The 20,708-nt window shown below is 62.4% G+C and carries 25 protein-coding genes; all 25 read left to right on the top strand.

All coding sequences use genetic code 11. The features are described 5' to 3' along the window. The first annotated feature begins 119 nt into the window (after positions 1 to 119). The 25 genes from B9A12_RS04910 to B9A12_RS05030 all read left to right on the top strand — a co-directional run bounded on the left by B9A12_RS04910 (position 120) and on the right by B9A12_RS05030 (position 20,684). Positions 120 to 494 (top strand): desulfoferrodoxin, encoded by a 375-nt coding sequence (locus B9A12_RS04910; RefSeq protein ID WP_084056770.1) that lies wholly within the window; start codon positions 120 to 122, stop codon positions 492 to 494. A 4-nt stretch (positions 495 to 498) separates the two neighbouring features. Further along, a complete protein-coding gene (locus B9A12_RS04915) occupies positions 499 to 1,035 on the top strand; it encodes a ferritin (protein WP_084056941.1) in 537 nt (178 codons plus the stop codon). A 100-nt stretch (positions 1,036 to 1,135) separates the two neighbouring features. Next, the gene (locus tag B9A12_RS04920; RefSeq protein WP_170920354.1) at positions 1,136 to 1,681 is read left to right on the top strand and encodes a ferritin-like domain-containing protein; all 546 of its coding nucleotides are present in this window, start codon (positions 1,136 to 1,138) and stop codon (positions 1,679 to 1,681) included. A 339-nt stretch (positions 1,682 to 2,020) separates the two neighbouring features. Continuing rightward, on the top strand, positions 2,021 to 2,827 hold the full coding sequence (locus tag B9A12_RS04925; RefSeq protein ID WP_425430178.1) for a ZIP family metal transporter: 807 nt from the start codon (positions 2,021 to 2,023) through the stop codon (positions 2,825 to 2,827). Positions 2,828 to 2,840: 13 nt separating this feature from the next. Beyond that, a complete protein-coding gene (locus B9A12_RS04930) occupies positions 2,841 to 4,382 on the top strand; it encodes a multiheme c-type cytochrome (protein WP_245802353.1) in 1,542 nt (513 codons plus the stop codon). 39 nt (positions 4,383 to 4,421) lie between these two features. Then, positions 4,422 to 4,997, top strand: a complete 576-nt coding sequence (locus B9A12_RS04935; RefSeq protein ID WP_084056774.1) for a TlpA family protein disulfide reductase — start codon at positions 4,422 to 4,424, stop codon at positions 4,995 to 4,997. 175 nt (positions 4,998 to 5,172) lie between these two features. Then, positions 5,173 to 5,793 (top strand): peroxiredoxin, encoded by a 621-nt coding sequence (locus B9A12_RS04940; protein WP_084056942.1) that lies wholly within the window; start codon positions 5,173 to 5,175, stop codon positions 5,791 to 5,793. Between the two features lie 125 nt (positions 5,794 to 5,918). Continuing rightward, on the top strand, positions 5,919 to 6,266 hold the full coding sequence (locus tag B9A12_RS04945) for a DsrE family protein (RefSeq protein ID WP_084056775.1): 348 nt from the start codon (positions 5,919 to 5,921) through the stop codon (positions 6,264 to 6,266). A 16-nt stretch (positions 6,267 to 6,282) separates the two neighbouring features. Then, the gene (locus B9A12_RS04950; RefSeq protein ID WP_084056776.1) at positions 6,283 to 6,471 is read left to right on the top strand and encodes a hypothetical protein; all 189 of its coding nucleotides are present in this window, start codon (positions 6,283 to 6,285) and stop codon (positions 6,469 to 6,471) included. A 21-nt stretch (positions 6,472 to 6,492) separates the two neighbouring features. After that, the gene (locus B9A12_RS04955; protein WP_084056777.1) at positions 6,493 to 6,939 is read left to right on the top strand and encodes a flavodoxin domain-containing protein; all 447 of its coding nucleotides are present in this window, start codon (positions 6,493 to 6,495) and stop codon (positions 6,937 to 6,939) included. 105 nt (positions 6,940 to 7,044) lie between these two features. Continuing rightward, on the top strand, positions 7,045 to 7,248 hold the full coding sequence (locus B9A12_RS04960; RefSeq protein ID WP_084056778.1) for a hypothetical protein: 204 nt from the start codon (positions 7,045 to 7,047) through the stop codon (positions 7,246 to 7,248). Between the two features lie 94 nt (positions 7,249 to 7,342). Further along, on the top strand, positions 7,343 to 9,421 hold the full coding sequence (locus tag B9A12_RS04965) for a thioredoxin domain-containing protein (protein WP_084056779.1): 2,079 nt from the start codon (positions 7,343 to 7,345) through the stop codon (positions 9,419 to 9,421). Continuing rightward, positions 9,418 to 9,804 (top strand): cytochrome c3 family protein, encoded by a 387-nt coding sequence (locus B9A12_RS04970; RefSeq protein WP_084056780.1) that lies wholly within the window; start codon positions 9,418 to 9,420, stop codon positions 9,802 to 9,804. Before B9A12_RS04965 ends, B9A12_RS04970 begins: the two co-directional genes overlap by 4 nt. A 432-nt stretch (positions 9,805 to 10,236) precedes the next feature. After that, positions 10,237 to 10,746 (top strand): ferritin family protein, encoded by a 510-nt coding sequence (locus tag B9A12_RS04975; protein ID WP_139796497.1) that lies wholly within the window; start codon positions 10,237 to 10,239, stop codon positions 10,744 to 10,746. 1 nt (position 10,747) lies between these two features. After that, positions 10,748 to 12,238 (top strand): SagB/ThcOx family dehydrogenase, encoded by a 1,491-nt coding sequence (locus B9A12_RS04980; protein ID WP_170920355.1) that lies wholly within the window; start codon positions 10,748 to 10,750, stop codon positions 12,236 to 12,238. Positions 12,239 to 12,382: 144 nt separating this feature from the next. Further along, on the top strand, positions 12,383 to 12,613 hold the full coding sequence (locus B9A12_RS04985; protein WP_084056783.1) for a hypothetical protein: 231 nt from the start codon (positions 12,383 to 12,385) through the stop codon (positions 12,611 to 12,613). A gap of 328 nt (positions 12,614 to 12,941) precedes the next feature. After that, on the top strand, positions 12,942 to 13,139 hold the full coding sequence (locus B9A12_RS04990) for a heavy-metal-associated domain-containing protein (protein WP_084056784.1): 198 nt from the start codon (positions 12,942 to 12,944) through the stop codon (positions 13,137 to 13,139). Beyond that, positions 13,132 to 15,630: a heavy metal translocating P-type ATPase gene (locus tag B9A12_RS04995; RefSeq protein WP_084056785.1), complete on the top strand. Its 2,499-nt coding sequence runs from the start codon at positions 13,132 to 13,134 to the stop codon at positions 15,628 to 15,630. The genes B9A12_RS04990 and B9A12_RS04995 overlap by 8 nt, the downstream gene beginning before the upstream one ends. A 51-nt stretch (positions 15,631 to 15,681) precedes the next feature. Beyond that, positions 15,682 to 15,840 (top strand): rubredoxin, encoded by a 159-nt coding sequence (rd, locus tag B9A12_RS05000; protein WP_084056786.1) that lies wholly within the window; start codon positions 15,682 to 15,684, stop codon positions 15,838 to 15,840. Positions 15,841 to 15,875: 35 nt separating this feature from the next. Next, a complete protein-coding gene (locus B9A12_RS05005) occupies positions 15,876 to 16,370 on the top strand; it encodes a ferritin-like domain-containing protein (protein WP_084056787.1) in 495 nt (164 codons plus the stop codon). A 120-nt stretch (positions 16,371 to 16,490) separates the two neighbouring features. Next, positions 16,491 to 16,694: a ferredoxin gene (locus B9A12_RS05010; RefSeq protein ID WP_084056788.1), complete on the top strand. Its 204-nt coding sequence runs from the start codon at positions 16,491 to 16,493 to the stop codon at positions 16,692 to 16,694. Continuing rightward, positions 16,691 to 17,398: a DVU0298 family protein gene (locus B9A12_RS05015; protein ID WP_084056789.1), complete on the top strand. Its 708-nt coding sequence runs from the start codon at positions 16,691 to 16,693 to the stop codon at positions 17,396 to 17,398. Before B9A12_RS05010 ends, B9A12_RS05015 begins: the two co-directional genes overlap by 4 nt. Before the next feature lie 427 nt (positions 17,399 to 17,825). Further along, complete coding sequence (locus B9A12_RS16895) at positions 17,826 to 18,302, top strand: chemotaxis protein CheW (protein ID WP_170920356.1); 477 nt, start codon at positions 17,826 to 17,828, stop codon at positions 18,300 to 18,302. Beyond that, positions 18,292 to 20,058 carry a CheR family methyltransferase gene (locus B9A12_RS05025; protein ID WP_084056791.1) on the top strand — a complete coding sequence of 589 codons (1,767 nt, stop codon included), beginning with the start codon at positions 18,292 to 18,294 and terminating at the stop codon, positions 20,056 to 20,058. Before B9A12_RS16895 ends, B9A12_RS05025 begins: the two co-directional genes overlap by 11 nt. A 122-nt stretch (positions 20,059 to 20,180) precedes the next feature. Next, positions 20,181 to 20,684 carry a chemotaxis protein CheW gene (locus B9A12_RS05030; protein ID WP_084056792.1) on the top strand — a complete coding sequence of 168 codons (504 nt, stop codon included), beginning with the start codon at positions 20,181 to 20,183 and terminating at the stop codon, positions 20,682 to 20,684. The last annotated feature ends 24 nt before the right edge of the window (positions 20,685 to 20,708 follow it).

A 20,708-nucleotide genomic window follows, 5' to 3' on the forward strand; every position in this document is an offset into this window, starting at 1 on the left:
GGCAAATGGAAAGGCCGTGGGGGACAGGTCCCATGACGGTCATGGGGGGGCGCCGTGGCTGCGATCCGGCGCCCGTTGGATGAAAAAGCAGCAAGGAAGCGTCAAGGAGGTATGAAGAAATGGCTGAAAGACGGCAAGTTTACAAGTGCGAAGCGTGCGGAAATATCATTGAAGTCCTCTGGGGCGGTGAAGGGGAGCTGGTCTGCTGCGGACAGCCCATGGTTCTTTTGAAGGAAGGGGTCACGGACGCGGCCAAGGAAAAGCATGTGCCCGTGGTGGAAAAGACCGCCGACGGCTACAAGGTGAAGGTGGGCAGCGTGGCGCACCCCATGGAGGAAAAGCACTACATCCAGTGGATCGAGCTCATCGCCGACGGCATTTCCTATTTCCGATTCCTGAACCCGGGGGACGCGCCCGAGGCTGAATTCTGCGTGAAGGCGGAATCGGTGTCGGCGCGTGAATACTGCAATCTCCACGGGCTCTGGAAGGGATAAGAAGATGCTGAGCGAAAAGATGCAAGAGGCGCTCAACGCCCAGATCAACGCGGAACTCTATTCGTCCTATCTCTACCTGGCCATGGCCGCGTATCTGAATGAAACGGGCCTGGGCGGGTTTTCTCGATGGATGGAAGTCCAGGCGTTGGAAGAGCTTTCCCACGCCATGAAGATCTACGACTACGTCAACGAACGGGGCGGGCGGGTAACGCTGGCGGCCATCGAGGCGCCACCGGCCCGGTGGGATTCGCTGCTCCATGTGTTCCAAGAGGTGTACAAACACGAACAGAAGGTGACCGGTCTGATCAACGACCTGGTGGATCTGGCCGTCGCCGAACGGGATCACGCCACCAACAACTTCCTCCAGTGGTTCGTCAAGGAACAGGTGGAGGAAGAGGCCAGTGCCGATGGGATCCTCCAGAAGGTCAAGCTGGTTGAAAATGCCCGGGGCGGCGTCTTCATGCTGGACCGGGAGCTGGGTCAGCGCGCCTTTTCCCTGCCTCCCGGAACGACGCTGGTGGCCCCACCCGCATCGGCCTAGTCCCACTGAGTCGATTCCATGGTCCCGGGAATGGGGAACGTCTTCCTCCCGGGGCCGTTTTCTCTCCATTTCTTCGAGTCCTTCCACCAAGGAGGTGCCCATGGCGCTGTCCAGTCAAGAACTCCTGGATGCCTTTTGCCAGGCCGTGGAGATCAAGGAAAAGAAGCAAAAGCTCTACCAGGAAGCCATGGAAGCCTGTTCCGATGCCGTGGGCCGAGAGACCTTTCAGTTGCTCTACGAATCGGAAAAAGAGCACGGCAGGCTGGTGCAGGAGATCTACGAGGAATTGAAGGCCGGAAAGGCTTGGGCCGATGCCTGCCGGTACGTGCCGCCCGAAGAGGATCTGCTGGCCAAGCTCCTCCAGAAAGTGGGCCCCGAGGAAAACAAGCCAGCGGACAGCTGTTCCGATGAGCTGGCGGCCCTGGAGACGGGCATCCAGCTGGAGGAGGCCTGTATCCGGCTCTTTGAAGAGAAGCTGGAAAAGGCCACGGAACCCTTGCAGAAGGAATTCCTGAGCCGCATGTCCTCGGAAGAGCGCGAGCATCGAAGAATCCTGGAAGATCTCAAGTTTTATTACACCGACCCCCATGGCTGGTTCATGGAAAAGAGCGGTGCGCGCCTGGACGGGGCGGGACCGGTCACCTGAACGAATGTCACGGAAGGCCCCTGGCTGATGAGAACGCCCAGGTGGCTCCCTTCTTGTTCGGACGGACGCTTGGGGCTGTCCGCCGGGGCCGCGCTGCCGGCTTGGCCTGTTAGAGAATGCAAGAAACACCACGGAGCCGGTGGAATTTCAACTGGTCAAAAGGACCAGTAGGGCCGAGAGGCCATTGTCAGACAGCCTCCAGGCGAAGGAAGAAAGCCGGCGTGAGCGGCCGCTGATGGGTGAGGGGCGCTCAGGACCTTTGGACTCGCCATGGTCTGATGGGGATGGCCGCGCCATGGATGGCCGGCATGCCGAGGAAACGGGCCCATGCTGGAAGTTGTGAACGGCTGGCGGTCTTTTTCGCCCGTGGTGCAGGCTCTTTTGGCGACGCTTTTCACCTGGGGGCTCACGGCCCTGGGGGCTTCCGCCGTCTTTTGGATGCGCTCCTACAGCCAGCGCCTGTTGGATGCCCTGCTGGGATTTGCAGGCGGAATCATGATCGCCGCCAGCTACTGGTCCCTGCTGGCCCCGGCCATTGAGATGTCGTCCCAAACCGATCTGCCCTGGTTACCCGCCTCCGTCGGCTTTCTGGCGGGAGGCCTTTTTCTGCGGGCCGTGGATGCGCTCATGCCCCATCTGCACCTGGGCTTTGGGATGGAGGAGGCGGAAGGACTTCCCACGCGCTGGAAGCGAGCCGTTCTTCTCGTTTTGGCCATCACGATCCATAACATCCCGGAAGGCCTGGCGGTGGGGGTGGCTTTCGGAGCGGCCGGCGCCGGTATGGGCGACGCCGATCTGGCCGGTGCGGTGGCGTTGGCCCTGGGGATCGGCATTCAAAACTTTCCCGAAGGGCTGGCCGTTTCGGTTCCGTTGCACCGAGAGGGCATGGGGCGGTTCAAGAGCTTCTGGTACGGGCAGCTCTCCGGTGTGGTGGAACCGGTGGCGGGGGTGTCGGGAGCGTTGGTGGTGGGCCTTTCCAGCGCCATCCTTCCCTATGCGTTGGGATTTGCCGCCGGGGCCATGATCTTCGTGGTGGTGGAAGAGGTGATCCCGGAATCCCAGCGAAGCGGCCATGCGGATCTGGCCACCATGGCGTGCCTTGTGGGATTTGTGGTCATGATGATCTTGGATGTGGGGTTGGGATGAAAGGAGGCTGCTCGTGAGGACGACGAGACTGCCCGCCGTTTCCCATGGGAAAGGGGGCCGGACAATGGCCGGTGTGGTCTGGATCTTCTTGTTTTTCGCCCTGTCTTTGCCAGCATGGGCGGCTCCTCACAGCGAGGCCACCCAGGAGTGCCTGGCGTGCCATGTGGAGGCCACGCCCGGAATCGTTTCCGACTGGCAGCGGAGCCGCCATGCGGAAGTAACGCCGGCCGATGCCCTGCAGATGGCACCACTGTATCGGAAGGTGAGTTCACCGAAGATCCCCCAATCCTTGCAAGCCACCAGCGTGGGCTGTGCCGAGTGCCATACCCTGAACCCGCAAACCCATAAGGATACGGTGGAGCACAACGGCTACGACGTTCATGTGGTGGTCACTCCCCGGGATTGTCGGACCTGCCACGTGCAGGAAGTGGATCAATACGGGCAGAACCTCATGGCCCATGCCCATGGGATCCTGATGAAAAACCCCCTTTACGGGAATCTGGTGGAAGCCGTCAACGGAATCCAGGTCCTGGGCTCGCAGGGTCTCCGTATGGCCGAAGTGCCCGCCCATACCAACGACGACTCCTGTCTCAGTTGCCACGGCACCCGGGTGGAGGTGCAAGGGACCGTATCCCGGGAAACGGATCTGGGAGAGATGGACTTTGCGGTCCTCACCGGATGGCCCAACGTGGGCGTGGGGCGATTGAACCCCGACGGCTCCAAGGGCTCGTGCTCTTCGTGCCATGCCCGCCATGCCTTCTCCATGGAGGTGGCACGAAAGCCCAACACCTGTTCCCAGTGCCACAAGGGTCCGGATGTGCCCGCCTACAAGGTGTACCAGGTGAGCAAACACGGAAACATCTACGCCTCCCAGAAGGCAAAATGGAATTTTAGCAGCGTTCCCTGGGTGGTGGGCAAGGATTTCAACGCTCCCACCTGCGCCGCGTGCCATGCGAGCCTTCTGGTGGATGAAGGCGGCAACGTGCTGGCCCAGCGCACGCATCGTATGAACGATCGACTCCCTTGGCGGATCTTCGGCCTCATCTACTCCCACCCCCACCCCAAGGAGCCGGATACCTTCTCCATCCGAAATGGCCAGGGCCTGGCCCTTCCCACCAACCTGGATGGAAGCCCCGTGAGGTCGGCGGTGATCGACGCCCAGGAGCAGACAAAGCGACGGGAAACCCTCCACGGGGTCTGCCTGGGATGCCATTCCGTGAGCTGGGTTCAGGGCCACTGGGCCCGTTTTGAAAAGACACTGGAGGAAAGCAACCGCATGACCCGAACGGCCACGGAGCTCATGCAAAAGGCCTGGGAGCGGGGGCTGGCCCGCGGTCCCCAGGCGAAGCAAAACCCCTTCGACGAGCCCTTTGAAAAGCTCTGGGTGGAGCAGTGGCTCTTTTTCGCCAATTCGGTGCGCTTTTCTTCGGCCATGCTGGGCTCCGACTACAGCGTTTTCGACAACGGCCGTTGGTACCAGTCCAAGGGCTTGCGGGACATGATGAGGCGCCTGGAAATGGGCCGCCCTGGGGCCGTCAATGCCAAGACACGCTGACCCCGCGCCACGGGTGCGGAAAAAGATGGAGGCGAAGTGATGCGACGATGCTTCTTCACGGTGGTTCTGGCGGTGGGGCTGTTGGGCTGTGCCTTGGTGCCTTCCCCCGGTACGGCCCAGGACGGTGGTGTTCCCCAGGTGGGGGACGTCTTCCCGGATCTGATGCTCCCGGCGCCCCAGGCCCCGGCCTTGCGGGAGTATCTGGGGGTGGGGCCGGGGGCGTCTTTTTCCGTCAACCAGGTGGATGCGGATGTGGTGGTGGTGGAAATCTTCAGCATGTATTGCCCCTACTGCCAGCGGGAAGCCCCTGTGGTGAACGAGTTTTATGGGCTCTCGCAGCGCAAGTCCAAGCCGGGAAAGACCGTGAAGATCCTCGGGATCGGCGTGGGAAATTCCCAGTTTGAGGTGGAGGTGTTTCGCAAGAAGTACCAGGTGCCGTTTCCCCTCATTGCCGACGGCGACTACCGGGTTTATCAGCTCCTGGGACAAACCCGCACGCCTCACTTCATCGTCGTGAAGCGATCGGCCGACGGCTCTCGCCGGGTTATCTATTCCCAGGCGGGTTCCTTTGGAGATCCGGAAGCATTTTTCCACAAGCTGGTGGGCGATCGGTAGGAAAGGCCCAATGGGATTGCCCGGGATGCGCTGCCGGGGGCCGGATCCTTATCCCGGGCCGGCGCGGCGGGATCATCGCCTGATGGGAACGCTTTCCGCGCGGTACGCCCCTTGCCGGACGGCAGGGAAACCCTCGATGACGGAACCCGAACCACTGGAAGCAAAGGAACGAACCATGAAGAAAAGATCGCACACCCGTGGGCTTGCTTGCCTGGTCCTGGCGGCGGCCGTCTGCCTCCTGGCCCCCCGGCCGGCATCGGCGGTATCGGAGATGTTCAAGGGCAAGATCTACAACCCCGGGCACTTGAAGCCCATCGATTCCGTTGCGGTGCTCAAGGTGGGGGATCCGGCACCGGATTTCACTCTCCCGTCCATCCAGGGGCCGCGGGTCACCTTGTCGGAATACCGGGGAAAGAAGAACGTGGTGATCTCTTTCGTTCCCGCCGCCTGGACCCCGGTCTGTTCCGACCAGTGGCCGGGCTACAATATCGTTCGGGATCTCTTCGAGGCCCACGACGCCGTGCTCTTGGGCATTACGGTGGACAACCTGCCCACCCTGTACGCCTGGACCCAGGAGATGGGAGGCGTCTGGTTTCCGGTGCTTTCCGACTTCTGGCCTCATGGGCAGGTGGCGACCCGCTACGGCGTACTGCGTTCCGACGGGGTGTCGGAGCGGGCCATCTTCATCATCGATAAGAAGGGGATCGTTCGTTACATCCATGTCCACGACATCAACAAGCGGCCACCCCTGGAAGACATCATCGGGGCGCTCCAACGGATTCAGGGCGGCTCCTAGGACAGGCTTGTAGGACTTGGTACGCGTGGAGCGGCTCGGATGACACGTCCCTGCAACGGGGCGTCTTGCAGGAGCGAAAGGTCCTGCGGCCAGAAGGGACGGCGAATGCAGGAGGTGAAAATGCCATGAAAAAAGTCGCGCTCTTTTCCTTCAACGGCGAAGTGATGTGCTTCGTCCATGTGCTGCTCAATGCCTTGGACATGCAGGCACGGGGATTCCAGGTGACGGTGGTGGTGGAAGGGGCTTCGGTTCAGGTGATTCCGGAACTGGCCCGTGGCGATCATCCCATGCACGATCTTTATGAGCAGGTAAAACAGCAAGGGCTTTTTGCCGGTGTGTGTCGAGGTTGCGCCGCCAAGCTCCAGGTGCTGCAAGCCGTGGAGACGGAAGGTCTGCCCCTGTTGGCGGACATGAGCGGGCACGTGAGCATGGGGCGCTATGTGGAAGAAGGCTGGCAGGTGATCACCTTTTAGCAAGGAGGAAGAGCAAATGGCGAAGAAGCGTTACAAGGTCCGCGGTCAATGTCCCCAGTGTGCATGCGGAGACGTGACCTTTTTGGGTCCCGAAAAGCTCAAAGACAAGTACGTCGGTCCCGAGGATGAGATCGAGATTCTCTGCCCCACCTGCGGTACTAAGCACAAGGCCACGGTGGAGCAGGTGGAGGAGGTGGAAGAATAGCCTGATCAAAAGGAGGGTGGCGTGTCCAAAGCCCTGATCGTCTATGCAACGCGGACCAACCAGACGAAAGGCATCGGCGAACTGGTTGCCGAGGGTCTCCGGATGGCGGGAGTGGATGTCCAGATCATGAGTGTTCAGGAGTTCGACAAGGCGGGAGTGAATCCGGAGGATTTCGATGCCTTGGTCCTGGGTTCCGCCACCTATCATGGGGAGATGATGCAGCCCATGAAGACCTTCCTGTTCAAGTTGGAACGATACAGCCTGGAAGGAAAGGTGGGGGGATCCTTCGGTGCCTTCGGCTGGAGCGGAGAAGCTCCCGGGCGAATCTTCGACACCATGAAGAACATCTACCAGATGAAGATGGTCGGTGGGCCCCTGCGGCTCAAGTCGGCGGCTCTGGGCGGTGGGATCGAGATGGCCCAGGGCTACGGGAAAGAGATCGCCGGAGCCTTGAATGACGCGGCCTAGGGGGCTGCCCGAAAATGGCCTTTCGGGAGCGGGGGCGGGTTCGGAACCCGCCCCCGCGCAGCCTGCCCTTGGCAAGTCTTTCCGGGAAAACGAAGGAGGGCAAAGATGACCACACCTGAGCATTGCCCGGGATTCGAGCAGTTCAAGGACCTTCAGTCCTTTGTTTGCAAGTGTCCCAATTGCGGACAGGAGCAGGAAATCTTTTCCGACGAGTTCAACAAGGAGCACCGGTGTTCCAAGTGCGGAAAGATGATCGATTTCAAGGTCTGTGAAGCCTATGCGGGCGCAAAGACGACCGCACCCAGGTGATTAGGCGAGGGGCTTCGGCCCCTTTTTGCATTTAAGGGGGCGAGGGCCTGGACGGCCGAGACCCGTCCCGGATTTCCATGGAATCGAGGGGGACATGCCCAACCATCTGGCGGGCGAAAAGAGCCCGTACCTTTTGCAGCACGTGAACAACCCCGTGGATTGGTATCCCTGGGGAAAAGAGGCCTTCGCCCGGGCCCGGGAAGAAGACAAGCCGATCTTTTTGAGTATCGGCTATGCCACGTGCCATTGGTGCCATGTGATGGCCCATGAGTCCTTCGAGGATGAGGAAGTGGCTCGGCTTCTCAACGCCCATTTCGTGGCCGTCAAGGTGGATCGGGAAGAGCGCCCCGATATCGACGGCATCTACATGACGGCGTGCCAGGCCATGACGGGGGGAGGCGGCTGGCCCTTATCGGTCTTTCTGACGCCGGAAGGCAAACCCTTCTTTGCCGGTACCTACTTTCCCAAGGCGTCCCGCATGGGGATGCCGGGCTTTGTGGACATCCTTCAGGAGATCGCCCGACTCTGGAAGGAGGAAAGGGACCGGGTTTTGCAAACCGGCCTCAAGATCGCCGAGGCATTGGAAAGGACGGTGGAGACAACGGGCGATGGCCAGCTGACCCACAGGGACTTGCAACGGGCCTATGAGCAGTTGCGGTCGGCCTATGACGAGCGTTGGGGCGGTTTCGGGCCGCCTCCCAAGTTTCCCACGCCCCACAACCTCACCTTCCTCTTGCGCTTCTATGATCGGAGCCAAGAGCGTTCGGCCGTGTCCATGGTGGACGAAACCCTGCAGGCCATGCGGCGGGGTGGCATCTATGATCATCTCGGCTATGGCTTTCACCGGTATTCGGTGGATGAGCGCTGGCTGGTGCCGCACTTCGAAAAGATGCTCTACGACCAGGCCCTCCTGGCCATGGCGTACCTGGAGGCCTACCACGTCACCGGCCGGGATCGCCATGGGCGAACCGCGGAAGAAATCTTCGCCTATGTGCTCCGGGACATGACGGCGCCCCAAGGGGGATTCTATTCCGCCGAGGATGCCGATACGGAGGGCGAAGAAGGGCTTTTCTATACCTGGACCCCGGAAGAGGTCCGGGAGGTTTTGGATGCCGATTTGGCCTCCCTTTTCTGTTACCGCTACGGGGTCACGGTCCAGGGAAACTTTGAAAAGGGACGGTCTATCCTCCACGAGGCGAAGACGCTGGAGGAGTGCGCCGAAAGGTTCTCCTTGAGCCTGCAGGGGGTGGAAGAGCGGCTGGGCGCGGCGCGGAAGGCCCTTTTCGAAAAGCGCCGGGAAAGGGTGCCCCCGCTCAAGGACGACAAGATCCTCACCGCCTGGAACGGGCTGATGGCGGCGGCTCTGGCCAAGGGGGCCTGGATTCTCCACAAGGCGGAATACGCCGAGGCGGCCGCTCGGGCCGTGCGGTTTGTGTGGGATCATCTGCGGGATTCCGGCGGTCGGTTGCAACGCCGGTACCGGGACGGACAGGTGGCCCACCGGGGGTGCCTGGACGACTACGCCTTTCTGGGCTGGGCCCTGCTGGAGCTCTATGAAGCCACCCTGGAGGCGGACTGGCTGGACAAAGCGGTGGAGCTCCATGACGGCCTGTTGGATCTTTTCGGGGATTTCGACCGAGGCGGATTCTTCTTCACGGGCCGGGACGCCGAACAGCTGATCTTTCGAGAAAAGGACCACTACGATGGAGCGACCCCCAGCGGCAATTCCGCGGCGCTCAACAACCTGGTGCGCCTGGCCGGACTCACGGGGGATGCGCGCTGGGAAGAAGCGGCGGACGGTGTGCTTCGTGCCTTTGCCGAAACGGTGGCCCACTATCCCCGGGCCTACACCCACTTTCTGACCGGTTTGGACTGGGCCCTGGGGCCGTCGACGGAGATCGTGCTGGTGGGGGATCGCCAAGACTCCGACCTTCAACACATGATCCGGATCGTCCGCCGGGCCGGCAATCCCCGGCGTGTACTGCTCCTGAAAGAACCACCCCCGCGGGGAGAAACCTTGGAGCGGCTGGTGCCCTTTGTGCGGCCCATGGAGGCCCTTGCCGGGCGGGCCACGGCCTACGTATGTGAAACGCGCCGGTGTTTGCGACCGGTTACCGAGCCCGAAGCACTGAAGCGCCTGCTGGATGGAATGGACAAGGAGAAGAAACGATGAAGTGGAAGGGGTTTCTGATAAGCTGCGTTCTTTTTCTGGCGCTGGTGGGATTGTGGGTGGGGATCGCCCAATCCGGAGGCACATCGGATGCCGTGCACCAGGGGCCCGAAACCCTCATCCTGAACTCGGGGCCCATGTCCCCGTCCCTGGTACCCCACTGGAAGCACCAGGAAGTGGTGGACGGCTGCGCACCGTGCCACGAGCTGTTCCCGCAGCAACGCGGCTCGGTGGATGCCCTCAAGGCGGAAGGGCAACTCAAGAAAAAGCAGGTGATGAATCGCTGTCTGGCCTGCCATAAGCAGAAGACGGAAGCCGGCAACAGGACGGGGCCCGTGCGATGCCGGGACTGCCACCGAAAGGAGCTCAAGGCATCCAAGCCATAAGAGGCTGTCTGAAAAGGTCCAGGTTGTGCCCTTCTTGTGCGGACGGAAGGTTGGGGCTACCCCGCGCGGCCGCGCTACCGGCCAAGCCCTGCGGCAGTAGGGGCGAATCCCGAACCCGCCCCGACAAGGTTCCAAAAGAGCCACAGGGCACATCGGAATTCCAACCTGTTGGAAATCCCCCAAAAGGCGCCATTGTCGCACAGCCGATCTCTCGCCCGAAAAAGGGAAAAACGCAGGGCCTCTTGCAGCCCGGCCCTCCCGGCGCAACAGCCGTGCTCTGCTTTTGGTAGCGGCCTCCGGGCGGCGGTCGGGCCAAAGGATCCGGCGCATCCGGTGGTGCGAAAGCCCGAATCGGCGAAGGAATTGTGCATCTCCGATGGCTTTGACGGTGTTGATTGTTTTCCACAAGCCCTGAATAGAAAGGACAAGACAATGAGCCACAACAAGCCCCTCATCAAGGTCTTCGAATACGCCCTCAACCAGGAGGAAACGGGAAAGCTCTTTTTCCAGACCGCCTTGCAGCGCTTGGGCATGGGCGCGGCGGTCAGCGCCTTCCGGCGGCTGATTGCCGAGGAGGAAAAACACATCGCCTTCATCAATCGAATTCTGGACGAACTGCACCAGGGGCGGGAGGTGGACCCGGGCCAGCTGCAGGACGTGATCCTGGAGCCCACCGACTATTTCGACGAGCGGGCCAAGAAGGAGTTTTTGGAGCAGTGTATCCAAGGGTCCATGGTGCCGGATGTGACTGTCTTCAATACGGCTTGGCTCATCGAAAAGGACCTGAGCGAATTCTACGCCGGGATGGCCGAAAAGGCGGTGGGAAAGACCAAGAGCGCTCTGGAGATGTTGTCCAAGTGGGAAAGGCAGCATGAACTTTTCTTCCGCCAGTTCCGGGACAAGTTGAGCGAGACCTATGCCCAGATGCCGTGGGGAGGTTGATGTGGATAGAACCGGTTTTCGCTACCAGGAGCACACGGCCTACTCCCGGGGACACCTGGGGGGAGGATACCTGGACTGGACGGCCCGGCCCTCTCCGTTCAAAGAGTACCGGAACCTGCCTTCCGTGGACCTGCCCGGGGAGGTGAGCGGAGCCGGAACGGGGTTCTGGGATGTGGTGTCCCAATCGAGCGACCCATCCCGCCGCCCCATGGATCTTACGCGATTGGGGCGGATCCTGCATCTGGCCTATGGGGTCACGGCGCGCAGCGGTCGCGGCCGGGACGCGCACTTTTTTCGGGCAGCGCCTTCGGCTGGGGCGCTCTACCCGTGCGAGATCTACGTGGCGGTTCAGAGCGTGGAAGGTGTCGGGGACGGTCTGTACCACTTCGACCTGGCCCACAACCGGCTCTGTGAGCTCCGTCCCGGGGTCTTTTGGAAAGACGGGAAAGAGTGGGCGGCGGTCTTTTTCATCACCGCGCTCTTCTATCGCAGCGCTTGGAAATACCGGGACCGGGCCTACCGCTACTGCCTTCTGGACACCGGGCACCTGCTGGAAAATGTGGTCCTGGCTGCCGGTGCGGAAGGGATGGGGCCCCGGGTCTTGGACCCCTTCGAGGACGAGCTGGTCAACCGATTTCTCGGGATCGATCCGGAGCGGGAGGTCTGCTTGGCCATGGTGGGCATCCCGTCTTCCCAAGCCGGGGCCGGTTGGGAAAGATCGCCGATCGCGCCCGGCGGTCCCTCTTTCCCGGACGACAGGACGCTGGAACCCGTCCAGCCCGAGGCGTCCCGGATGAGCCCCTCCGACCGGGTGCCGCCGACGATCCTTCAGGTGCACCGGGAAACCCGGGACTGGATCGAAGCGCCGGAAGCCGGCCCCGGCGCGGCTTTCCGAGAGATTTCAGATCAGCCCACGGTGGACGTTCCCAGGCCCGCGCATTGGCCCGATGCACCGGCCTTTGCGCAGGTGCTCTGGCGGCGCCGATCGTACCGGAATTTCGTGGATCGGGGCCTGTCGGCAGAGGCTTTCTCTTTCCTGGTGCACGGCATCGGCTCCGGCCTGGACACCTTTTCGGGCGTTTCCGTCTCGTTTTTGTGTGCGGGGGTGGAAGGGCTGGATCCGGGTTCTTACCTTTGGGACGAGGCGGCGTCCCGGGCCATCTGTCGGAAGGCGGGGGATGCGAGGGACCAGCTGGCCTCCGCGTGTCTGGATCAGCAGTGGCTGCGCCATGCGGCCGTTTTGTGGGGCTTTTCGGCGGATCTTCAGAACTTGGAAAAGAGGCTGGGACCGCGCGCCTACCGCCGGGCCTTGATCCAGGCCGGACGTCTGGGCCAGCGGCTCTATCTGGGTGCCACCGCCTTGGACCTGGGTGCCTGCGGTATCGGGGCCTACTATGACCATGAGGCCCGATACGTTCTGGGCTTACCCGAATTCCATCACCTGATTTATGTGGTGGCCACGGGCCCCGTGAAACGGCTGTGGCATCTTTGAGGCATCCGCAGCGGCCAAAAGCGAGGAATGGGACGAGAGACGGACGGCGGCCTTGGACCGGGATCCCATGTGAACCTGTCGCCCACGGCTCATGATGGATGACGGTGGGACCGGGCGACGCACATACGCACGAGGAGGCTCGCCATGGAACGATTCCAATACTCCATTACGCGGCATCCGGCGGAAAGCTTCCAGGAAGTGGCCTATTACTGTACCGAAGACGGTACCTGCGCCCTGGAAGACGTGCCGGTGGATCAAGTGACGGTTCTGGAAGAGATCCTCAATGAGAGAGGGCGGGCCGGCTGGGAACTGATTCAGGTGGTCTTTGGAAAGAACGGCCTCCTGGCCTTCTGGAAGCGGCCGATCAGCCCATGAGATGGGACTGGGAGCCCCAAGTTCCCGCCCCTACAGCAAGGGAGTTGCCTGGACGTTTTCGGATAGGCCCCTGCGGGCGGCTCAAGAGCTCCCGGGCGTGGCCCGGGCCCTCTCATCCTGCCTGTCCATGGGATGACGAGGGCCCATTTTTGCGGAGCTAACGCCTGGCGGCTACGAAGGGAACGGCAATTTTCCGGCATCTTGAGCCGGAAAATTCTCCCACGGTCTCCCAGGGAGCCATCGGGGTGGCGGGAGGGCAACCCGCCCCTCGAGCGCCATGGATTGGGGACAACGATTTTCATTTCGACCGATGGAGGGATAAGGAAACATGGAAAGCTTCAAGGTCAAAGGCATGTCGTGTGGTCACTGTGTGAAGGCGGTGGAAAAGGCTCTGGGAGAAATCCCGGGTGTGAAGGCTGTTCAGGTGGACCTGGCGTCGGGACAGGTCTCCGTGGAGGCAGCCGGGCCGTTGGACATGGGGATGGTCAAGGAAAAGATTGAAAAGGCGGGATACGAACTTGGCTGATCTTTCAAAGGAAACCCTTCCGATCCAAGGCATGACGTGCGCCGCCTGCGTTCGCCGGGTGGAAAAGGGCCTGGAGGGGCTGGAAGGCGTGCGGTCCGCTTCGGTGAATTTGGCCACGGGGCAGGCCACGGTGGAGTTCGACCCGGCGGTGGTGGATGGGGCTGACCTCCGCCAGGCCGTTCGGGATCTGGGCTACGAGACGCCGGACCCGGCACCGGATTCCGGCACCAGGACCACCCTTCTGTCTGTGGGTGGCATGACGTGCGCGGCCTGCGTTCGCCGGGTGGAAAAGACGTTGCAGGCCCTGGAAGGTGTTCAGGACGTGTCCGTCAATCTGGCCTCCGGAAAAGCGGTGGTCGTCCATCGTGACGGTGTGGTCTCTCTGGACGATTTTCAAAGGGCCTTGGAGGAGGCCGGCTACCAATTTTTGGGCGTGGCCGGGGATCGAACCCGCGAAGATCCCCTGCAGGCGGCCCGCGAAGCGGAACTGACGGATCTGAAGCGCCGGGTCATGGTGGGCGCTGTGCTGAGTGTTTCGGCCATGGTGCTCACCATGGCCCCCGGGCTTGCGGGCCTGCGGGGGCTCGATCCCTTCACCCGTCACCTGCTTCTCATGGTCCTCACCGCTCCGGCCGTTTTCTGGGTGGGGAGCCGTTTCTACCGGGGGGCTTGGAAGGCTCTACGCCAAAAGACATCGGACATGAACACCCTGGTGGCTCTGGGGGCCACATCTGCCTATCTCTATTCAGCCGCAGCCACCTTGGTGCCTTCCTTCTTTGCTTCCCCGGGAACGGCTCCGCACGTCTATTTCGACGGGGCGGCCATGATCGTCACCCTGGTGCTGCTGGGGCGTTTTCTGGAAGCGCGGGCCCGGGGAAAGACTTCCCAGGCCATTGCACGGCTCATGGACCTTCGACCCGCCACGGCCCGAGTGGTGCGGGACGGTGGGGAGCTGGAACTCCCCGTGGAAGCGGTGGTGCCGGGCGATGAGGTGGTGGTGCGCCCGGGAGAACGGATTCCCGTGGACGGGGAGGTGATGGAGGGGCAAACCAGCGTGGATGAGTCCATGCTGACGGGGGAAAGCATGCCGGTGGACAAGTCGGCGGGCGACACGGTGCATGCCGGCACGGTCAACGGTTTTGGCGCCCTCCGCATCAAAACCCTTCGGGTGGGCACCGACACGTCCTTGGCTCGGATCATCCGGCTGGTGGAAGAAGCCCAGGGATCCAAGGCCCCCATCCAACGGCTGGCCGACCGGGTGGCTTCGGTGTTTGTGCCCATTGTGTGCGGGATTGCGGTGGTGACCTTCGGGGTCCGGGCCTTTCTGGTTCCTGGAGCCGATTTGGGCACGGCGGTCCTCAATTTCGTCTCCGTTCTCATCATCGCCTGCCCGTGTGCCATGGGCTTGGCCACGCCCACGGCGGTCATGGTGGGAACGGGCTTGGGGGCCGAAAGCGGTGTCCTCATCAAAAGCGGTGAAAGCCTGGAAAGGGCCCATAAGCTGGATACGGTGCTCTTCGACAAGACCGGCACCCTGACCCGCGGACAGCCTCGGGTGACGGATGTGCTACCCGCGGAAGGCGTGACCCAGGAAGAGCTTTTGCGGGTGGCCGGATCGTTGGAGTCCGCTTCGGAACATCCGCTGGGACGCGCCGTGGTGGAACGGGCCCAAGCCTTGCCGGTGCAGCTGGATCCCGTGGCGGACTTTCTGGCCCTCTCGGGGCTGGGGGCCCAGGGCCTTGTGGCCGGAACCCCCGTGGTGGTGGGCAATCGCCGGCTGCTTTCCCAACGGGGTGTGGATCTTTCCGCCTGGGAAGCTTCCGCCCAAGCCCTTCTGGACCAAGGAAAGACGGTGGTCCATGTGATGGCCGGGGACCGGGTGTTGGGAATGATCGCCCTTCGCGATGAACCCCGACCGGGAGCGGCCCAGGTGGTCAGGGCGCTCAAGGAGATGGGACTTCGCCTGGGCATGATCACCGGGGACAACCGGGTCACCGCCCAGGCCATCGCCCGCCTGGTGGGCGTGGACCAGGTGCACGCGGAAGTCCTTCCGGAACGAAAGGCGGAGGTGGTCCGCAGCGAACAGCAGGCCGGTCACACGGTGGCCATGGTGGGCGACGGCATCAACGACGCCCCCGCCCTGGCCGCGGCCGACATCGGCATGGCCATGGGGCAAGGAAGCGACGTGGCGCTGGAGGCGGGCCACATCGCCCTGATGCGAAACGATCTGGGCCTGGTTGTCCAGGCCATGCGGCTTTCCAGACTCACCGTCCGGGTCATCCGACAGAATCTTTTTTGGGCCTTTTTCTACAATTCCGCGGGCATTCCCGTGGCGGCCGGGGTTCTTTATCCCTTTTTCGGCGTTCTGCTCAATCCCATGTTCGCTGCCGCGGCCATGGCCATGAGTTCCGTTTCCGTGGTGACCAACGCACTGAGGCTCAGAAGACTGTGGGCAAAAGAGCGGCGGAAGATTGCATTCCCGCCAGAATGAATTATAGTGTGGGGGAATACATGTTAACAGCTATCTCAAGGAGGAATCGGTATGGATCGTTACGTGTGTCAGATCTGCGGCTATGTGTATGACCCGGAAAAGGGTGATCCGGACAACGGCGTGGCCCCCGGTACGGCCTTTGACCAGCTCCCCGATGATTGGACCTGCCCTGTGTGCGGCGCCGGCAAGAGCGACTTCGAAAAGGAATAGCGGCGGTGCTCTGTGAAAGGTGAGGAGACGTCTTCATGATCTTTGGATTCAATGCGGCGGAAGTCTTTCAGATCGCCATCGAAATCGAGGAGAACGGGAAGTCTTTTTACGAGAAGGCCCAGGCCAAGATCGACGACGCCGAGGTGAAGGCCATCTTCCAGGACCTGGCCCAGCAGGAAATGGAGCACAAGCGGCGGTTCCAGGAGCTGAAGAATCAGTTGCCGCAGGATGCCGCGGGTTCCACGGTCTTCGATCCTCAAAACGAGATGGCCGGCTACCTGAAGATGATGGCCGACAACCACGTCTTTCGATCCAGCCAGGACGTGGACGCCAAGGTTGCCAAGGTCGCCGATGCGGTGGACGCCCTCAAGATGGCCATGGAGTTTGAAAAGGATTCGGTCCTCTTTTTCCTGAGCATGCAGGACGCCACGGAAGAGGAAAAGGGCCGCGATCTCATCAATCTGCTGGTCAAGGAGGAACAGGCCCACCTGCGGCGTCTGGCCTTGCAGCTCAAGAAACTGACCCAGTAGGGCTGGTCCAAGAGACCCCTAACCAGGCCGGATCTTTTTGGAAGATCCGGCTTTTTTGTCTTCCCGGTCGGGGGGAGGCCGGGGATCGGGTCGGGACTCCGGGAAAGGAGATTTGGGGCCATGAGATATCCCGTGGTGGACCTGGGTGAATGCGTGGATTGTGACGGCTGTGTGGAGGTGTGTCCGGAGGTTTTTGGGCGAAGTGATGCCGGCTACATCCAAGTGGCGGACCTGAAGTCCTACCCGGAAACGTGCGTGGACGAGGCGATCATGATGTGCCCCGCCGACTGCATCGCCTGGGAGGAAAGAGAGGAGGCTCCATGAACGGCTCGACGGGAGGGATTGGCCGCAGAAAAAGGCAGGTGGCCGAAAGGCTCCGGGATCCGCGCTTTGGGGATCACCTGGACCAGTGGGCGCACGAGGATGCCAGGAAGATGATCAACCCGCTCATCTCCTTTTTCTGTTCCACCGACGAGACCATGCGCTGGCATGCCGTGAGCGCCGCCGGGGTGCTTCTGGCCTCCCTGGCGCAAAAGGATGCGGAGTCGGCCCGGGTGGTCATCCGCCGCTTCTTGTGGAGCCTGAACGACGAGTCGGGCGGCATCGGCTGGGGTGTTCCGGAAGCCATGGGGGAGGCCCTGGCGCGCAGTGCGCTTCTGGCCCGGGAGTACGGAAGGATCCTGCTTTCCTTCATCAAGGAAGATGAAAACTACCTGGAACATCTTCCCTTGCAGCAGGGGGCCTTGTGGGCCGTGGCCCGTTTCGCCCAAGTTCGTTCGGACCTGGCGGCCCAGGCCCTTCCCGACGTGCGCCGCCACCTGAACAATCCAGATCCCCACTTCAGGGCCCTCGCCCTTTGGATCCTCACTGCCTGGGGTGGCCAAGAGGACCTTCCCGCCGTGCAATCCCTCCAAGACGACGTGGCCCCGGTGCGCTTGTACCGGAACGAAGAGTTCCACGAGACCACCGTGGGCGCCCTGGCCCATGAAGCCGCCCGGTGCATCCGAAGGTGCCTGAACGATTCCTGATCCGGGCCCCCGGTCTCCCCCCGCGGGGCGCCCGAATCGGACCCATCCCCAACCCAACAGGGGGCCAAACCCGCTCTTTTTCCATGGAATTCCTAGGAGGCTGCCCGACAGCGTCCTTGCGACCTCTAGATGGATTTCTAACCAGTTGAGATTCCACTGTGCCATGGGGTGCTTTGGGGGTTTTCAGGCAGCCTGGTGGGGGCGGGTTCGCAACCCGCCTCGGGTGCGGCACGGCCAGGCCGAAAGCACGGGCCAGCCGGGCAGCCCCAGGCTTCCGTCCGCACAAAAGGGGGGCAGTCTGGCCGTTTTCCGGCGAGCTTTCCTCGGGGCCCGGCTTTTATTTCTTCCTCCGACCGCTTTCGGCACAAAAAGTGCTCAAGTAGAATGCGGCTCGATCCGTTTTTCCGGAAAAAGAGGTGGTGAAGTGATGGTGCCCAATTCCTACGTCCTCTTTCGCATGGGGGAGCGTCTATGCGCCGTGGACCTTGAGGCGACGGAAAGGCTCATTCGGGCGGCCGCCCCCACCCCCATCCCCGAAAGCCCGGCGCACCTGCTGGGGGTACTCAATCTGGAAGGGATCCTGATCCCCGTGCTGGATCTCCGGGAATACGTGGGGTGTGCCACACGGCCGCTGGATCCCGACGACCGCCTCCTGGTCCTGGAAAGTGGAGGAAAACACACGGCCCTGGTGGTGGAAGATGTGTTGGGCGTTCAGGAGATTTCGACCGAAGACGAAGCGTTCCGGGATTCCCTGACACAGGGGACCCGGAACGTGGTTCGTGGTGTGGGGAAATTTGACGGAGAGCCTGTCTTGATTCTTGACGCTCGGGCGGTGGCTTCCGTCCTGGCAGGACCGGATCGGGCATCCGGACAGGCCGGAGAGAACAAGGACCATGGGAATTAAAGGAGATTGGAAGGTTTCCGATCCCCTTGCGGAAGGCCTTTCCCACGAGGCCCGGGAGGTGTCCGCCCGGGTTCGCTCCTATGCGCGCAGCCGGCTGGGCTTGCAGATCCCCGACAGCAAGGTTCGCGACGTTCTCCTGCGTTTGACCATGGCCGCCCGGGATGCGGGCTTTCGGGATGCGGTCTCCTACGCCGGCCACCTCTTTTCTTCGGACGGATCGGAAGAGCGGGACAAGGTCCTGGCATCCGTTCTGACCGTTGGCGAGACCTACTTTTTCCGGGATCGGCCGCTGCTGGAAGTCCTGGAGACGACCGTGCTGCCCGAGATCATCGCCCGGAGGCGAAAGGAGACCGATCCGGTGCTGCGGTTGTGGAGCGCGGGGTGCAGCACGGGGGAAGAGCCCTACACGCTGGCCATGATCGCCCATCGATTCTTGGCTTCTCATCCCGATTGGGACTTTTCCGTGCTGGCCACGGACGTGAACGACCTGGCTCTGGCAAGGGCCCGCCTGGGTCGATACCGCCCCTGGTCCTTTCGAAGTCCCGTGCCTGCCCCCTACGAAAAGTACCTGCGCAGAGAAAACGGCCGACGCCGGATTGGCCCGGAGCTACGCCGCAAGGTGGTCTTCAGGCGCCTGAATCTGGCCCAGGACGACTATCCCTCACCGGAAACGCAAAACATGGATCTTATCTTCTGCCGCAATGTGCTCATGTACTTCGATCCGGCCGTGCGCACCGCCGTGCTGGATCGTCTCCACCGGTGCCTGGCGGACGGCGGATACCTGGTGACGGCGGCGGCGGAGTTGACCTACGTGGATAAGACTTGCTGGGAGCGCATCCAGTTTCCCAGGGCGGTGCTCTTCCGAAAGAAGTGGGAAAAAGACCCGGCAACGGCCTCCGGATCCTCCTTGGGGGCCCGAGCCTCCGGGCTTCTTTCGCGTACACCCCTCAGCAGCAATGAGGTCCGGGTGCCGTGGGTGCTGAAGTGGAAAGAATCGTCCCCTGGAAAGGCAACCGATCAACCGGAAAAGCGGCCCTGGAATCTTTCTGTGCGCTCATTGGGGACGAATGCCAAGAGACACGAACCCGCATCACACGCGCCCGCAGGATGTCCCAAGACGCCGGGGATCCCGGTTTCCCGCTCTCCCATGGAACCGGCGGGGGGTTTTCCCGGTGACCAAGGGAATGGGGAGGAGCCGGTTTCCGAACGCCCACGGGAGAGCCTGTCTGAAGAGGATCTGCAGGCCGTGATGAGCCGGGGGGAACTGGACATGGCCCTGGAGCGGGTGTCTTCCGCCTTGGAAGACGGGCGGATACCGGACGAGGTGCTTCGTCGCATGGTGCGAACTTTGGTCCAGGGCCTGAGCAATGCCGGGAGGCGTGACGATGCCCTGGCGCTCTTGGCGCGCGTGGGGGAGCAGCGCAAGCTGGATCCGGCCTACCCCATGCTGAAGGCCTCGATCTGTTGTGAAGCCGGGGACCGGGAGGGCGCGATCACCGCATATCGGCAGGCGCTCTACCTGGATGCCTCGCTGGTGCCGGCCCTCCTGGGGCTGGGTACGCTCTATCAGACGGCGGGAAACGTGGAGAAAGCGCGGCGCTGCTGGGTGAAGGCCTTGAAAATCCTGGAAGCGCGCGATCCGGAAGAAGAGGTGCCCGACGGGGAAGGGCTCTCCGTGGCCCAGGCCCGGGCCCTGTTCCAGCGCCTGCTGGAAGGCGGGGAGACGGCAAGGCCCGGAGCGCGTTTGCCCCGCTGAGACCCCGTAAGGGTCCCGCCTGCGCATCCGCCGTTGCCTTCGCTTCGGCCTTGTCAGGGCGGCGATAAAGGGAAAGGGTGGGTTTCCGATGGCTCGAGGGTGCTTGAAGGGATGAACGGTCCATGGAACACGCAAAGCTTGCCATCCTGAGAGAACGGGCCAAGGCCCTGGCTGGAACCAAGAAGGGGGCGGCGAAGGAGGGCGACGACTTTCTCGTCTTTTCCGTGGCCGGGGAACGGTTCGGCCTGAGAGCCGGATTCGTACGGGAAGTGGTCCGCGTGGAGGGGATGACGCGGCTTCCGGGAGTTCCGTCCCACGTGCTCGGTGTTGTGAACGTTCGCGGAGAAATCATTCCGGTGGCGGATCTGATGGGACTGCTGGGAACCGGTGCCACCCCGCCCGAATCGGTGGACCGGGTGCTCATCTTGGCAGGCGGGGACGTGGTGCTCGGCCTGGCGGTGGACGAAGTGGAGGGGATGCATCGAATCGATGGCCGGAAGCTGCAGCCCGCCCCCTCTTCCCTGGGCGAATCCACGCCACCGGCCGTGGTGGGCCTGACGCCGGACCGGATCCTGGTCGTGGACGCAAGGGAGCTTCTAAGCGGGTCGTCTCCAGCGGCCTCTTGATCCATGCAGGCAGGGGAGGAAGGT

Origin of the sequence: Desulfacinum hydrothermale DSM 13146, assembly GCF_900176285.1 — a bacterium.
GTDB lineage: Bacteria > Desulfobacterota > Syntrophobacteria > Syntrophobacterales > DSM-9756 > Desulfacinum > Desulfacinum hydrothermale.